The 14,401-nt window shown below is 64.3% G+C and carries 15 protein-coding genes and 1 pseudogene; 1 reads left to right on the top strand and 15 read right to left on the bottom strand.

Going from position 1 to position 14,401, the window contains the following annotated elements:
* The 4 genes from WCE35_RS02355 to rimP form a co-directional block, all read right to left on the bottom strand.
* Nucleotides 1-551: translation initiation factor IF-2 associated domain-containing protein (locus WCE35_RS02355; protein ID WP_424591731.1), on the bottom strand; the 551-nt coding region annotated here is incomplete at its 3' end.
* A gap of 147 nt (nt 552-698) precedes the next feature.
* On the bottom strand, nt 699-1,385 hold the full coding sequence (locus WCE35_RS02350) for an RNA-binding protein (protein WP_424591730.1): 687 nt from the start codon (nt 1,383-1,385) through the stop codon (nt 699-701).
* A gap of 99 nt (nt 1,386-1,484) precedes the next feature.
* Entirely contained in the window at nt 1,485-3,098 is a 1,614-nt protein-coding gene (nusA, locus tag WCE35_RS02345) for a transcription termination factor NusA (RefSeq protein WP_424591729.1), read from the bottom strand.
* A gap of 3 nt (nt 3,099-3,101) precedes the next feature.
* Nucleotides 3,102-3,872, bottom strand: coding sequence for a ribosome maturation factor RimP (gene rimP, locus WCE35_RS02340; protein WP_424591728.1), 771 nt, complete (start codon nt 3,870-3,872; stop codon nt 3,102-3,104).
* Between the two features lie 339 nt (nt 3,873-4,211).
* Here rimP and WCE35_RS02335 point away from each other — a divergent pair, with 339 nt between their 5' ends.
* Entirely contained in the window at nt 4,212-4,376 is a 165-nt protein-coding gene (locus WCE35_RS02335; RefSeq protein WP_424591727.1) for a hypothetical protein, read from the top strand.
* A 212-nt stretch (nt 4,377-4,588) separates the two neighbouring features.
* Here the strand turns inward: WCE35_RS02335 and trmB are convergent, their stop codons facing one another.
* The 11 genes and pseudogenes from trmB to WCE35_RS02280 form a co-directional block, all read right to left on the bottom strand.
* Nucleotides 4,589-5,332 carry a tRNA (guanosine(46)-N7)-methyltransferase TrmB gene (gene trmB / locus WCE35_RS02330; RefSeq protein WP_424591726.1) on the bottom strand — a complete coding sequence of 248 codons (744 nt, stop codon included), beginning with the start codon at nt 5,330-5,332 and terminating at the stop codon, nt 4,589-4,591.
* Complete coding sequence (locus tag WCE35_RS02325; RefSeq protein ID WP_424591725.1) at nt 5,329-6,462, bottom strand: M20 family metallopeptidase; 1,134 nt, start codon at nt 6,460-6,462, stop codon at nt 5,329-5,331. Before WCE35_RS02325 ends, trmB begins: the two co-directional genes overlap by 4 nt.
* Nucleotides 6,463-6,657: 195 nt before the next feature.
* Nucleotides 6,658-7,074, bottom strand: coding sequence for a helix-turn-helix domain-containing protein (locus WCE35_RS02320; protein ID WP_424591724.1), 417 nt, complete (start codon nt 7,072-7,074; stop codon nt 6,658-6,660).
* 244 nt (nt 7,075-7,318) lie between these two features.
* Nucleotides 7,319-8,926: an apolipoprotein N-acyltransferase gene (gene lnt, locus WCE35_RS02315; protein ID WP_424591723.1), complete on the bottom strand. Its 1,608-nt coding sequence runs from the start codon at nt 8,924-8,926 to the stop codon at nt 7,319-7,321.
* A gap of 2 nt (nt 8,927-8,928) precedes the next feature.
* Nucleotides 8,929-10,059, bottom strand: coding sequence for a hemolysin family protein (locus tag WCE35_RS02310; protein WP_424591722.1), 1,131 nt, complete (start codon nt 10,057-10,059; stop codon nt 8,929-8,931).
* 1 nt (nt 10,060) lies between these two features.
* On the bottom strand, nt 10,061-10,567 hold the full coding sequence (gene ybeY, locus WCE35_RS02305) for an rRNA maturation RNase YbeY (RefSeq protein WP_424591721.1): 507 nt from the start codon (nt 10,565-10,567) through the stop codon (nt 10,061-10,063).
* A gap of 83 nt (nt 10,568-10,650) precedes the next feature.
* Nucleotides 10,651-11,706, bottom strand: coding sequence for a PhoH family protein (locus WCE35_RS02300; protein ID WP_424591720.1), 1,056 nt, complete (start codon nt 11,704-11,706; stop codon nt 10,651-10,653).
* Nucleotides 11,707-11,710: 4 nt separating this feature from the next.
* Nucleotides 11,711-13,111: a tRNA (N6-isopentenyl adenosine(37)-C2)-methylthiotransferase MiaB gene (gene miaB / locus WCE35_RS02295; protein ID WP_424591719.1), complete on the bottom strand. Its 1,401-nt coding sequence runs from the start codon at nt 13,109-13,111 to the stop codon at nt 11,711-11,713.
* Between the two features lie 173 nt (nt 13,112-13,284).
* Nucleotides 13,285-13,734, bottom strand: a complete 450-nt coding sequence (locus WCE35_RS02290) for a Fur family transcriptional regulator (RefSeq protein WP_424591732.1) — start codon at nt 13,732-13,734, stop codon at nt 13,285-13,287.
* A 52-nt stretch (nt 13,735-13,786) separates the two neighbouring features.
* A complete protein-coding gene (gene rimI / locus WCE35_RS02285; protein WP_424591718.1) occupies nt 13,787-14,272 on the bottom strand; it encodes a ribosomal protein S18-alanine N-acetyltransferase in 486 nt (161 codons plus the stop codon).
* Nucleotides 14,269-14,401: pseudogene (locus WCE35_RS02280) on the bottom strand (tRNA (adenosine(37)-N6)-threonylcarbamoyltransferase complex dimerization subunit type 1 TsaB); the annotation flags it as partial. The pseudogene WCE35_RS02280 and the gene rimI, both read right to left, overlap by 4 nt.

The following is a 14,401-nucleotide window of genomic DNA, read 5'->3' as shown; positions in this document are numbered from 1 at the left end:
GGCTTGGCTTCGGCTTCTCCAAAACGCTTCTTGGCCTCGAATTCGGCCTTGCGCTTGGCTTCCTCGTCCAGCCGGTGACGCTCTTCCTCGGCCTTGCGGCGGGCCTCGGCGGCCTCGCGTTCAGCCTGCTCGATGCCTTCCTTGCTGGCGCGGCGTCTGGCTTCCTCTTCCGCCTGGCGCCGCTCCTCGATATCGCGAACCCGGGCATCGGCCAGCGCGCTGGCGCGGGCGGAACGCTCGTCCTCGGTCAGCGTGCGCAGCACCACGCCTGATCCGGCACCGCGCCCGGAAGGGGCCGCCGGCGTGGCCGTCGGGCGGGCGAGCGGCGTTTTCGCAGGTGCCGCCTTGGCGACGACCGGCTCGGGCGCATGGGTTTCGGTTGCGGCCGCATCGCCGCCGATGCGGCGCTTGCCGCGCTTTTCAACCACGACCTGCTTGGTGCGGCCATGGCTGAAGCTCTGCTTCACCGTGCCCGTCTCGACGCGCGGCTTGAGCGTCAAGGTCTTGCTCGGGACGCTCAATTTCCTGTCGCCAGGCGTTTTATCGACCATTCAGCAGTCCTAATCTCGTTGCGTCGTGCATATCCGCACAGTCGTTTAAAGCAGTCTTCGTGGCGCGTGATGACTTCGGACTGTCACCCCGCTCCGTCGCTCTTTTGAGCATGATCCCTTTGGAAAACCGGCACCCACTTTTCCGGATCATGCTCTAGAATTTCTGGCCGCACCGGCGGTCTTGTCGTCATCGGCCATCCGGTATCGGACCAGTATCTGGCAGCGCGACAGGAACGTCTTGCTCGCCGGGCCCGCGAGCAGCGCAGCATGTATCACATTTGACCGGCCCAGTGCCAAATCCAATTCTGCCGACGTCAGGACATTGACGATCGGAATTTCCGGCGATTCACCATTATTTCCGCCCCTTTGGCGCACGATCGCGTCCAATTTGCGGATTCCGTCCGCCGATCCGTCGGCCGCGTGGATCAGGGCTTCGGCTCCCCGCTGCGAAAGCGCGTCCTCGACCTTGCTGAAACCGGAGACCACCTGGCCGGCCTTGGCCGCCATGGCCAGCGCCTCGGTCGCGCTGCGGACCAGCAACGCTTCGGTGTCGGAGGCAAGTGCCGGCGCGACACGGACATCGCGCTTGAAACCCCTGCTAAAATGGTGACGCCGGACGGCCTCCGCAACGGTGCGGCGCGATGCCGAAACCCAGAGGCCGCGGCCAGGAAGCTTGCGCTTCAAGTCCGGGATCACCTCGCCTTGGGGCGAGACGACAAACCGGATCAGCTCGTCGATCGGCCTGACCTCGCGCGTGACCGCGCACATCCGCATGGTCGCGGACTTGTTGGTCCGCGGCCCATTGTCGAGATCGGGGTCGGCCATGGCGAGCATGCGGGTAACATCTCTCCTGTCATCTGCGAGTTCTTAGCGCAAAATCGGTTTTCCACCCTCGGTTCAAGTCCGAGGGCAGGCTTCTGTGGAACACGCGCGTCACGCCGTCTGATCTTCGGGGGCGTCTGCCGCCTCGGTCTGCTTGGCGAGATCGGCCTCGGTGATCCAGCCGGCGAGGACGCGGGCCTGCATAATCATGGCCTCGGCATCATCGCGCAAGATGTCGCTGGCATCGAGAATGCCGGGATGCTTGGTCGGCTCGCCGCCTTCCTTGCGCTCGGTCCAGCCGATCAAATCGTCGGTGGCGCAGCCGGCCAGATCCTCGATGGTCTTGATGTCGTTCTCGCCGAACTTCACCAGCATCTTCGAGGTCACGCCGGGTACTGTCTTCAAAGCATCGTCCACGCCGAGTTCCCTTCGCTTGTTTTCGAGTTCGGTTTCGAGCTGCTCCAGATATTCCTTGGCCCGGCTCTGCAACTCGTTGGCGGTTTCCTGGTCAAAACCTTCGATGCTGGCCAATTCCTTGGCGTCGACCAGCGCGAGTTCCTCGACCGACGTAAAGCCTTCCGACGCCAGCAACTGGCCGACCACCTCGTCGACATTCAGCGCTTCCATGAAAACGCGCGTCGAGTTCTCGAAATCGGCCTGGCGGCGCTCGGATTCTTCCTGCTCGGTCAGGATGTCGATGTCCCAGCCGGTCAACTGGGAGGCGAGGCGCACGTTCTGGCCGCGGCGGCCGATCGCCAGCGACAACTGGTTATTGGTGTCGGGGACCACGACCTCGATCCGCTCGCGGTCCTCGTCGATCACAACCTTGGCCACTTCAGCCGGCGCCAGCGCATTGACGACGAAGGTCGCGATGTCGGGCGACCAGGGAATAATGTCGATCTTCTCGCCCTGCAATTCGTTGACCACGGCCTGCACGCGCGAGCCGCGCATGCCGACGCAGGCACCGACCGGATCGACCGAGGAATCCCGCGAAATCACCCCGATTTTCGCCCGCGAGCCGGGATCACGGGCCACCGCCTTGATCTCGACGATGCCGTCATAGATTTCCGGCACCTCCTGCGCGAACAGCTTGGCCATGAATTGCGGATGGGTACGGGACAGGAAGATCTGGGGCCCGCGGGTCTCACGCCGGACGTCGAAAATATAGGCGCGGACGCGGTCGCCGTTGCGGAACACCTCGCGCGGCAGCATTTCGTCACGGCGGACGATGGCTTCACCGCGGCCGAGATCGACGATGACGCTGCCATATTCGACCCGCTTGACGACGCCGTTGACGATGTCGCCGATGCGGTCCTTGAATTCCTGATACTGCCGGTCGCGTTCGGCCTCGCGCACCTTCTGCACGATCACCTGTTTGGCGGATTGCGCGGCGATGCGGCCATATTCCAGCGGCGGCAGCGTGTCGGCGATGGTGTCGCCAACCTGGGCGCCGGGATTGGCGCGCTGCGCGTCGGCCAGCGAAATCTGGTTCGCCGAATTCTCGACCTGGTCGACCACCAGCATGTGGCGCGACAGCCGCAACTCGCCCTTCTTGGCGTCGATTTCGGCGTGCACGTCGGTCTCGCTGCCGTAGCGGGCACGCGCCGCCTTGGCGATGGCGTCTTCCATCGCCGCGATCACGATGCCGCGGTCGATCGACTTTTCGCGTGCGACCGCATCCGCGATCTGCAGCAGTTCAAGTTTGTTGGCGCTGACAGCTGCCATGGCTCAGTCTCCTTCGGTGGGATCGATTTCGCCGCCGGGCAATCCTTGCGCGGCGAGGCGGTGTTTCTTGGTATGCTTCGGAGCGGGCTTGTTCTTCAGGTTCAGTTTCGCCCTTGGAGTGTTGCGTTTCGAACGGTCGTTTTTCCTGGCGTGGGGCGGGGGTGGCGGTTCAAGCCCCAGATTTTGCCTGAGCTCGCGCGCCGCGGCCTTGCCGCGCCGCATCGATTCCGCGATCAATTCGTCGGTCAAAACCAGCCTCGCATCAGCGATATCTTCCATCACCAGCGTGACATCCGCATCTTCGTCCGCCCGCGTATCGTCGCGATGCAAGCGCACCGCATCGCCCTCGACGCCATCAAGCGTGCCGCGGAACCGCTTGCGGCCCTGATGCGCGACCGCCATCTCGATTTTCACGAGATGGCCGCCATACCGCTCGAAATCGGAACGGCGCACCAGCGGACGGTCGATCCCGGGCGACGAAATCTCCAGCCGGTAGGCCCGATCGATCGGGTCGGCGACGTCGAGCACCGGCGACAGCGCCCGCGAAATCGCCTCGCAATCCTCGATCTGCATCGATCCGTCCGGCCGCTCCGCCATGATCTGGACCGTGCAGCCGGCCTCTCCGGAAATCTTGATCCGCACCAGCCGGTAGCCCATCCCCTGCAGGACCGGACCTGCGACCGCGGCTACGCGCGCGGCCATGCCCGGCTCGACGACGAGACGCGGCTCGGCAAGCAGATCGGTATCCACGGAAGCAGCGATCGGATCGGTCATATCGAATGTCAAAGGCGGTCTGACGTGAGTTGTCGGTCTTGCATCGGTTCGCCGGGCCTGATCGGGCAGGCTCTGCGACCCGAACCGGACCCGGTTTGGCCGGTTTCGATCAGGTAATAAAAAAGAGCGGGTCCCGCGGGGCCCACTCTCAATACGCGATCGTATGAGAACTATAAGTTGCTGCCGATATAGCGGTTTTCCCGCGATCCGGCAAGGCCCGCGAGCCCCTTGGCGGGCAATTTTGCGGACGGCTGGAAGCAGGCGCGAACCTAACCCTTCGTTCACGAAGCCTGCCTGGATTGCCAAAAACCGGCCAATGCGGCCGGTTTAGGCAGAGTTATGACCACGGCGACATCGCTGATCCCCGAACTCGACGAGATCGTCAGAGCCGGCGACCCGAGGCGCCGCGCCGAGGCAGCGCGCCGGATCGGCGAACTGTTCCTGCAGGGCGCGGCGACCGCCCAGCGCATCGTGGATTTCTGGAAGACGCGTCCTACGTTCTGAGTTTGAATCGTCATTGCGAGCGAAGCGAAGCAATCCATAGCGCGGCAAAGGAAGCATAGATTGCTTCGTCGCTTCGCTTCTCGCAACGACGGCATTAACCAAAATGCTCCCCTCGCATTCGGTTGCATCGAGGCGCGGCCAGCGCATGGTGCGGGAAGCCAACGACATCAAGAAAACGCGGATAGCCAAGCAGTAATCAGCCTAAGCAACAATCAGTCAATGCGACGAAAGCGCAAATAGGCCGCGCGGCGACCCTCACGCTCGGCCTTCCGTCCGTACCGCGTCATGGTGTAGCCGGCCCACGGCAGATGCCAGTCGGAAGCGCGCTCCGCCGTCCAGACAAAATCGGGCGAGCGCGCGAGATGCGCCAGCGTCCAGGTGCAATAATCGTCGATGTCGCAGACGAAACGAAACTCGCCTTCCGGCTTGAGAACGCGCGCCATCGCGGCGACGGTCGCGTCCTGCACCAAGCGCCGTTTCCAGTGCCGCCGCTTCGGCCAGGGATCGGGATGGATCAGGTCGATGCGCCGCAACGATCGCGCCGGCGCCCACGCCAGCAATTCGGCGGCGTCGCCCGCGAACAGGCGGATATTGCGAATATTGTGGGTCTCGATCTGCGCCAGGATCTTTGCCATGCCATTGACATAAGGCTCGCAGCCGATGAACCCGGCATCCGGAAACGCCAGCGCTTCCGCGACCAGATGTTCGCCGCCGCCGAAGCCGATTTCGAGCCTGACATTTTGCCGCGGCGGATCGAACAGGCCGGCCAGGTCGGCTGGCGCGGGCCTTTCGATATCAAGCGAAAGATGCGGCAGCAGATGCGCGATCAGATCGGCCTGGTGCGCGCGCAGCCTGTGGCCTTTGCGCCGCCCGAAGAACGAGCCGGGGGCGTGCGCGGATGCGCCGTCGTCGGGCGGTGCATCGCGATCGCCGGGGTCGCGCGCCGCGCCGCTCATCGCAGCGTCTGATATAGCCGATGCAGCAGGCGCGCCCTCGGTTCGATCGACGAGATGTACAGCTGCTCGTAATGGGTATGCGCGCCCCGGCCGTCGACGCCGAGGCCATCGAGCGTCGCGGTATGCGGCGCGGTGAAATTGCCGTCGGAGCCGCCGCCGGTCGACATGTCCACCAGATCGAAGCCGATTTCGGCGGCCAGCGTTCTGGCGTGTTCATAGAGTGCGGCGCCGGCATTGCCCTTCTCGTAGGGCGGCCGATTCAGCTCGCCGACCACCCTGACGCTGACGCCGTCAATGCGTGACGTCAAATTGAGGATTTTCGGCACGAGATCGTCGGCATCGGCAATGGTCGGCACCCGCATGTCGACCTCGGCATAGGCCTCCTCCGCGATCACGTTCGGCCTGGTGCCGCCCTTGACCACGCCGACATTGACGGTGACGCCGCGGCCGGGGTCGTTCATCGCCTCCAGCGTCTGAATGATGTTGCCGAGTTCGCGGATGGCGCTGCGGCCATCTTCGGGCCGGGTGCCGGCATGGGAGGGCACGCCTTTGATGAAGATTTCGAAACGCGCGACGCCCTTGCGCCCGGTGACGATTTTTCCGCCGTCGCGTGCGGGCTCGGTCACCAGCACATATTTCGCCTTGCGCCCCTCGGCCTCGATCAGCGCCCGCGAGGTTGGACTGCCGATTTCCTCGTCGGAGACGTAGAGCTGGGTCACGCCAAGCTGCGATCGCGCGCCGCCGGCGCAGATTTGCCGAAAGGCATGGTAGGCAAGATAGGCGCCGCCCTTCATGTCATAGATGCCGGGGCCGAACGCGCTGTCGCCTTCGATCCTGAACGGCAGCCGCTCGATGAATCCCATCGGATGAACCGTATCGAGATGGCTCAGCACCAGGATCCCCGGCGCATCCTGCCCCCATGACGAACGCGCAACGAGATGATCGCCGCAGCCGCCATGTCCGGCGACCCGCTGCACCGTCGCGGGCAGGTCGCGATATTCAGCCGCGACGAGGTCGGCGAGTTTGTTGACCTGTTCGGGTGCCTCGGTGGGCGTCTCGATTTCAACCCAGCGGCGGATGCCGTCGAGGATTTTTGCCGGATCGAAACGGTCGGAGGACGTGGCTTTCATTGGCGCATCTTTGGCTGCGAGGCTCTTGCCAATGTCATGCGCTCACGCCAGCAGGCGCGTCAATCGCCACATTAGAGGATCCATGGCGTTTTCGAGCGAAGCGGACGCCGGTTCGCGTGAGGAAAACGCGTCAAGACAAAAGATTCGAACCTGGTTCTGATTCGATCAGAGCCGGTCCAGGCTCCGGGGCCGGTATCAACGCTCGTCGGGCCCTTCGCGGCCGGCAATCTGCTCGACCAAATCGACGATGCTGCGGCGGAGCTTGGCGTCGGTGATGCGCGTGAACGCACGCGTCAGGGCCAGGCCTTCGGAGGTCGCGAGAAAATCGGAAACGTAGGCCGGCGAGGTACCTTCGCTGAAGCCGTCGGTATTCGCCGCGCCGCTCGGTCCGCCATCGAACAGGAACGAAACGGGCACCTGCAATATTTCAGAGATCTGCTGCAGGCGGCTGGCGCCGACGCGGTTGGTGCCCTTTTCGTATTTCTGAACCTGCTGGAATGTGAGGCCCAAAGCTTCGCCAAGTTTCTCCTGGCTCATGCCCAGCATGATGCGCCGCATGCGGACACGACTGCCGACATATTTGTCAACCGGGTTGGGCGCTTTGGTCGACATCTCCAACGCTCCTGGGGATTAGCGCGCGGGGATGAGGCAAGACGAACGCAAATTATGCCTCAGGCACCGGTGCCGTGAAATCCTGCTCGGAGGATCGGAAAGAAACGCGGGCAATTTGAGCAATGGCCGACCGGATTTCTCGATTGGAACCGTAGAATGCGAACGGCATGGTCGGTCTGTCAACTGGTCGATTTACGCAGACCGCGGCTTCCGCCTCTCGGCGGCGACCGGGATATGCAAAATGTCAGGAATTTCGCCTTGCCAAACGCCGCCGAATGACCTGAATCAGTGCCAGGACCACAATTACCGCGGCGGGAATATCGCCGATGCGCGCGTAGATCGTCGGCGGAATAGCTGCCGGCAGTCCGGCATCCAGTACGCCCTCAACCCCGAGCCCGAGCCGGGCGACCATCCGCCCCGACGGATCGATGACCGCGGAAATGCCGGTGTTGGCGGCGCGAACCATCGGCAGTCCTTCCTCGATGGCGCGCAGCCGTGCCTGCTGCAGATGCTGGTAGGGGCCGGTTGAAATTCCGAACCAGCCGTCATTGGTCAGGTTGACGATCCAGCCCGGGCGATCGTCGCGCGCTGCGACATGGCCGGGAAAGATCGCTTCGTAACAGATCAAGGGCAGCGCGTGCGGCGCGTCCGGGATCGCCATGGCGCGGCGGCGCGTGCCGGGAATGAAGCCACCCTGAACTTTCGTGAGCTGCACGAAGCCGAGTTTTTCCATCAGATCCTGAAACGGCAGGAATTCGCCGAACGGCACCAGATTCAGCTTGTCGTAGACCGACAGCACGCTGCCGTCATGGTCGATCACGTAAATCGAGTTAAAGGCCCGCGTTACTCTCGCGCCGGGCGGCAGGTCAGGCGCGCGCACCGAGCCGGTGATGAGGACGGTGCCCTTGGGCAACAGATCGGCGATCTGCGCCATCGCATCGGCTTCCCGGGTCAGGAAAAACGGAAACGCCGATTCCGGCCAGATCAGGATAGTCGCATCGCGGACGCCGGTGGATTGCGGCCCCGAAGCGCGGTCGGAAAGCGCCAGATATTTCTGCATCACCTCCGCCTTGGCGGCGTAATTGAACCTGGCGTCCTGCGGCAGATTGGGCTGCATGATCCGCAGCTTGACGTTCGCGACCATCGCGGTCGGTTGCAGCGTCAACCTGATGGCGCCGAACACGAGCATCGCGGCGAGAACCGACAGCGCCGTCGCCGGCGCGATCCAGGGCTTCCGCCCGCGCGAACTTCCATCGATCAATACCGCCGGGCTGGCGAAGATCGAAATGCTCAGGAACGTCATGCCCCACAGCCCGATCAGCGACGCCGTCTGCGCCAGCGCCAGCGGCTCGGACAGCGCGTAGCCGAAGGCATTCCATGGAAACCCCGTCAGCACATGGCCACGCAGCCATTCCGCCACGGTCAGGCAGGTCGCGAGCGCCAGCACGCGCGATGCGTCCCGGGTCCAGAGCACGCGCGCCAGCGCAAAGCCGAACGCGGTGAACAAGGCGAGATAGGCCGGCAGCCCGAGCACGGCCAATGGCATCAGCCAGGCGAAGGTCGATGCGTCGACCAGAAACGCGTATCCGATCCAGTAGAGACCCGGCACGAAATAGCCTAATCCGAACCAGAAGCCGGACATCGCCGCCGCCGGCACGCCGCGCCATCGTCCGGCGCCGGCGCCGTCGATCAGCCAGACCGCGACCGGGAAGGTCAGGAACAGCACCGGCCATGCATTGAACGGCGCCATGGCGAGCGCCGACAGCGCGCCAGCAACGAGCGCGATCGCGGCGCGCTTCCATCCCCAGGTCAGGATCAACGCCAGAGCCGCGGCGCGGAGTTTTGAGGTCATGCTCACGACGAACCGGCTCCATCGCCGGCAGGCGGCGGCGTATTGTCATTGGCCTGCGGGGTGCCGGAATCGGGTGCCGCCTCGCGGCGGCGGCTCTCGCGCTGGGTGCGTGGCGCCGGGCGCTCCTTGCGGACGGCAATCCGCAGCCGTTTCACCCGTCGCGGGTCGGCATCGAGTACCTCGATCTCGAAATTGCCGGGGCCTGAAATAACCTCGCCGCGCACCGGCAGGCGGCCGACATGGCTGACGAGATAGCCGCCGAGCGTCTGGACCTCCTCGCCGGCTTCGCCGGTGACGAAATCCTCGCCGATCACCGAGCGGACATCGTCGAGGCTGGCGCGGGCATCCGCGATGAAGGAATTATCCGCCTGCCGCACGATCGCCGGCGGCGCGTCGCTGTCGTGCTCGTCGTCGATCTCGCCGACGATCTGCTCGACGATATCCTCGATCGATACCAGCCCGTCACTGCCGCCATATTCGTCCACCACCAGCGCCAAATGGATGCGCGAGGCCTGCATCTGCGCGAGCAGATCGATCGCTCGCATCGACGGCGGCACGTAGAGCAGTTTCCGGATGATCCCGGCTTCGGCCAGCGGCAGCGCGAGGTCGACGGCGCGCAGATCGAGCCCGGCCGGAAAAGGTTTCTTGCGCCGCGCCTTGCCGGCGTCGCCGACGCGCGCCCTCGCGGTCATGAATGCCAAGAGGTCGCGGATGTGAACGATGCCCACGGGATCGTCGAGGGTTTCGTTGTAGACCACCAGGCGCGAATGCGCCGCGCTTTCGAACAGGCTCATCAGCTCGCCGAGCGGAATGTCGCGCTTGACCGCGACAATGTCGGCACGATGCACCATCACATCGACGATCCGCCGTTCGTGCAGGCCGAGGATGTTGCGCAGCATGGTGCGCTCGATGGCGGAAAAGCCAACCTCGTCCGGCGTGCTCGCATCGAGCACGACCTGCAGATCGTCGCGGACCGATCCCGGTTTCCAGCCGAACAGCGTGCGGATTGCCCGCGTCAGCCAGTTCTCGGCGACAGGGCGCAGCACCTCGCCTTCCTGAACCACGGCCGGCAGGTTGCGCGTGTTGCGCGGGTTATCCGGCAGATTTTCCTGGGTCGGTTCGGAATCCGCCATCTCAGTGCGTCCGCTCCCGATCCGCATAGGGGTCGGGGATGCCGAGTTGGGCGAGGATCTGCTGTTCGAGATTCTCCATGGCTTCGGCGTCGTCGTCCTTTTCGTGATCGTACCCGATCAAATGCAGGAAGCCGTGGATGGCGAGATGGCTGAGGTGATGATCGAACGGCTTTTGCTCGTGTTCGGCCTCCCTGCGTGTCGTCTCGTAGGCGATGGCAATATCGCCGAGCATGCGCGGCGCATCGCAGGCGCCATCAGGACCTGTCGGCTGCAGCGCCGGGAACGACAGCACATTGGTCGGCTTGTCGATGCCGCGCCAGTTGCTGTTCAGCGTGCGAATGCCGGAATCGTCGGTCAGCATGACGGCGAGTTCGGCGTCGCCGACATCGGCGTCGGCGATTTCGGCCGCGGCGCCGATCGCGCGATAGATCACCGCTGCGGCGTCAGGCTCGGTCCGCCAGCAATCGGCGACGACGAGGACCTCGGTGAGGGGAAGAACGGAAGACAATTTCGTTCCAGGGCCTTGCGTTCCAGGGATTGGGTTGCGGCCGAAACCCGCCCGCGGCGGGTCGAGGGCCGAAGATGCTGGTATCAAGCTTTGCCGGTTGCCGGCCGCTGCGGCAATCCCTCATAGGCGGCGACGATCCGCGCCACCAGTTCATGGCGGATCACGTCTTCGGCCGTGAACTTCACCTGCGCGATGCCCTCGACGCCATCGAGCAGCTTGACGGCTTCCGCGAGCCCTGAAGCCTGGCCGAACGGCAGGTCGACCTGGGAGGGGTCGCCGGTGACAATCATTCGGCTATTCTCGCCAAGCCGCGTCAAAAACATCTTCATCTGCATCGTCGTGCTGTTTTGGGCTTCGTCCAGGATGATGACGGCATTGGTCAGGGTGCGGCCGCGCATGAAAGCCAGCGGCGCGATCTCGATTTCGCCGGTCTGCAGCGCGCGCTCCACGATGCGCGAATCCATCAAATCATACAGCGCGTCGTAGATCGGGCGCAGATAGGGATCGACCTTCTCCCTGAGATCGCCGGGCAGGAAGCCGAGCCGCTCGCCGGCCTCGACCGCGGGCCGCGACAGGATGATGCGATCGACTTCCTTGCGTTCGAACAATTGCGCGGCGTGCGCCACCGCGAGCCAGGTCTTGCCGGTGCCGGCCGGACCGACGCCGAATACCAGCTCGTGACGCTTCAGCGCCCGGATGTAGGAGTCCTGCGCGGCGGTGCGCGCGCGCACCGGGCGCTTGCGCAGGTTGATGGTTTCGAACGAGGTCTTGGCCGCCTTGGCGTCGAATTCGAACAGCGATCCCTGTGCGATCACGGCGCGGATGGCGCCTTCGACGTCGCCCTGGGAGAGATCGTGCCCCAGCGTCGCCTGGTCATAGAGCGCCTCCAGCACCCGCCGCGCGGCATCACAGCCATCGCGTGAGCCGGCGATGGTGATGTGGTTGCCGCGCGAATCGACGACGATGCCGAGCCGCCGCTCGATCAGCGCCAGGTTCTGCCCGTAGGGACCGACCAGCGCGGAAGCGGCACGGTTGTCGTCAAAGTCGATGACGACCTGGGTCTCGGGTGGAATTTGCATGTCGCGGTCAGGTTTGCGGCTGGGAGCAAGCGAAGGTGAATCCGATGCGCTTTTGGGCAAGGGTTCAGGCTCCAATTGTCATCTGGGAAGGACTGGGTGGGGCGGGCGTTGTTGCCGGCGCCGCAAGTTTGCCGAGCAGGCTGTAACGCTCGAGGCTCTGGATCGTCACCGGCAAGACCTGTCCGATGATGTCGGGCGACGCCATCACATGCGCGGGTTGCAGATAGGCGGTGCGGCCGACGATCTGGCCGGGATTGCGGGCCGCGCGTTCGAACAGCACATCGACGGTGCGGCCAATCGCAGCCTTGTTGAAGGCCGATTGCTGGCCGTCGATCAATTCCTGAAGCCGCACCAATCGCTCGTCCATCTCTGTCGCCGACACCGTCTCCCGCATGTTCGCCGCCGGCGTGCCGGGTCGCGGCGAATATTTGAACGAATAGGCGCCAGCGTATCCGATTTGGGTGACAAGCGCGAGGGTGGCGGCGAAATCTTCCTCGGTTTCGCCGGGAAAACCGACAATAAAATCCGATGAAAATGCAACATCTTGCCGGGCGGCGCGAAACCGGTCGATGACGCCAAGGTAATCGGCTGCGGTATGCTTGCGGTTCATGGCCGCGAGAATCCGGTCGGAACCGGATTGCACGGGAAGGTGCACGAACGGCATCAGCGCGGGCAAATCGCGATGCGCCTCGATCAGCGGATCATCGACGTCGCGTGGATGGCTGGTCGAGTAGCGCAGGCGCGCGATACCCGGAATTTCGGCGAGGCGGCGCAACAGCCTGCCGAGCGGCCAGCTCCGCCCGTCCGGGCCGTCGCCGTGATAGGCGTTGACGTTCTGCCCGATCAGCGTGATCTCGCGCACGCCATGATCGGCAAGTCGCTTCACGTCGTCGACGATCTTCGCCGCCGGGCGCGACACTTCCGCGCCGCGCGTATAGGGCACCACGCAGAAAGTGCAGAACTTGTCGCAGCCTTCCTGCACGGTGACAAAGGACGAGATGCCGCGCGCGCGGATCGCCTCCGGCTTCGGTGCCGGCAGAAATCCGAACTTGTCCTCGACCGGAAACTCGGTCTCCAGTGCGCGGCCGTGGCTTGTCGCGCGTGCCAGAAGCTGCGGCAGATGATGATAGCTTTGCGGGCCGACCACGACATCGACGGTCGGCGCGCGGCGAATGATCTCCTCGCCTTCCGCCTGCGCGACGCAGCCGGCCACCGCGATGCGCATCTGGCGGCCGTTGCGCGCGGCCTCATCCTTCACAGCGCGCAGCCGCCCGAGTTCGGAATAAACCTTCTCGGAGGCTTTTTCGCGGATGTGGCAGGTGTTGAGGATCACCAGATCCGCATCATCGACGCTGCCTGTTTCGACGAAGCCTTCCCGCGCCAGCGTATCCACCATGCGTTGCGCATCGTAGACATTCATCTGGCAGCCATAGGACTTGATATGCAGCTTGCGCGGCGGCTTCATGGAACCTGATTGCGGGGCTGGAAATGCGCCATTGCGACGCCCGGGGTCAATTATAGCCTAAATGGCCGAAAAGCCAGCGCCACAGGCCGTCATTCCGGGGCGATGCGCCAGCCTCGAACCTGGAATCCAGGGATTGCGCGATGCGTAATTGCACCGCTGAGGCCTGACGCAGCTCAGGATTTGTCGTCGTCGAGCGGCACGCAATACAATTCCAGCCGGTGGTCGACCAATTTGTAGCCGAGTTTGCGGGCGATCTCGGCCTGCAGTTTCTCGATCTCCTCGGAGGTGAATTCGATCACCTTGCCGGTGCGCAGATTGATCAGGTGGTCGTGGTGGCTGTCGGGCATCTGCTCGTAGCGCGCGCGTCCTTCGCGAAAATCGTGCCGCTCGATGATCCCGGCGTCCTCGAACAGTTTGACGGTCCGGTAAACGGTCGAGATCGAGATCTTGTCGTCGACTGCGACGCAACGCCGGTAGAGTTCCTCGACGTCGGGATGGTCGGCGGCATCCGCCAGCACGCGCGCGATGACGCGGCGCTGTTCGGTCATGCGCATGCCGGTGGCGGCGCAACGCGCCTCGATGCCGGTGTTTTTGAGCGCGGACGGGGATTTCAGGCCGGTCATGATCTTTGAGCCTTGGCGGGCGAAGCAGGGCTGTTCTGCCATCATGGGCATATTACGGCAAGTCGCGCCGCATCAGAAGCGCATTCAATTGTTCCCCGCCAGGCTGCTGGTAATAGCGCTCGCGGCGTCCCACCACGTCAAATCCGGCCCGCTCATACAGCCGTCGCGCCGGCAGATTATGTTCCTCGACCTCGAGGAAGACCGTGCGCACGCCGCACCCTACGAGATGGCCGAGATGCGTCAGCAACAGGGTCCGCGACAGGCCGCGGCCGCGTTGTCGCGGATCGATGGCGATCGACAATAGCTCGGCCTCGTCCGCCGCCATGCGCGACACCGCGAAGCCGATAATCTTCTGTCCCCGTCTCAGGCGATGCACCAGCGTATGGCGCTCGGTCAGCATCGTCTCGAATTCGCCTTCGCCCCAGCCGCGGTGAAACGATGCGCCGTGCAGTTGCGCCAGCCGCGCCGCGTCGCGTTGACTTGCCGGTTCGATCACGGCGGTGCCGCCGCTCCACCAATCGGAGAGCCATGTCATCATGATGCCGGCGGCCGTGCTGCGCCGGACAGCGGATCTTTCGGCGGCTTGGCGTCGGGCGCGCGCAGGTAATAGGGCCGTGCCGGTGAGCTTTCGGGGCTGACGGCGGCACCCAGCCACGCCACCCAGGCG

The sequence above is a fragment of the Bradyrhizobium sp. genome (assembly GCF_049691595.1).
GTDB lineage: Bacteria > Pseudomonadota > Alphaproteobacteria > Rhizobiales > Xanthobacteraceae > Bradyrhizobium.
This window is presented reverse-complemented; position numbering and strand designations above follow the sequence as displayed.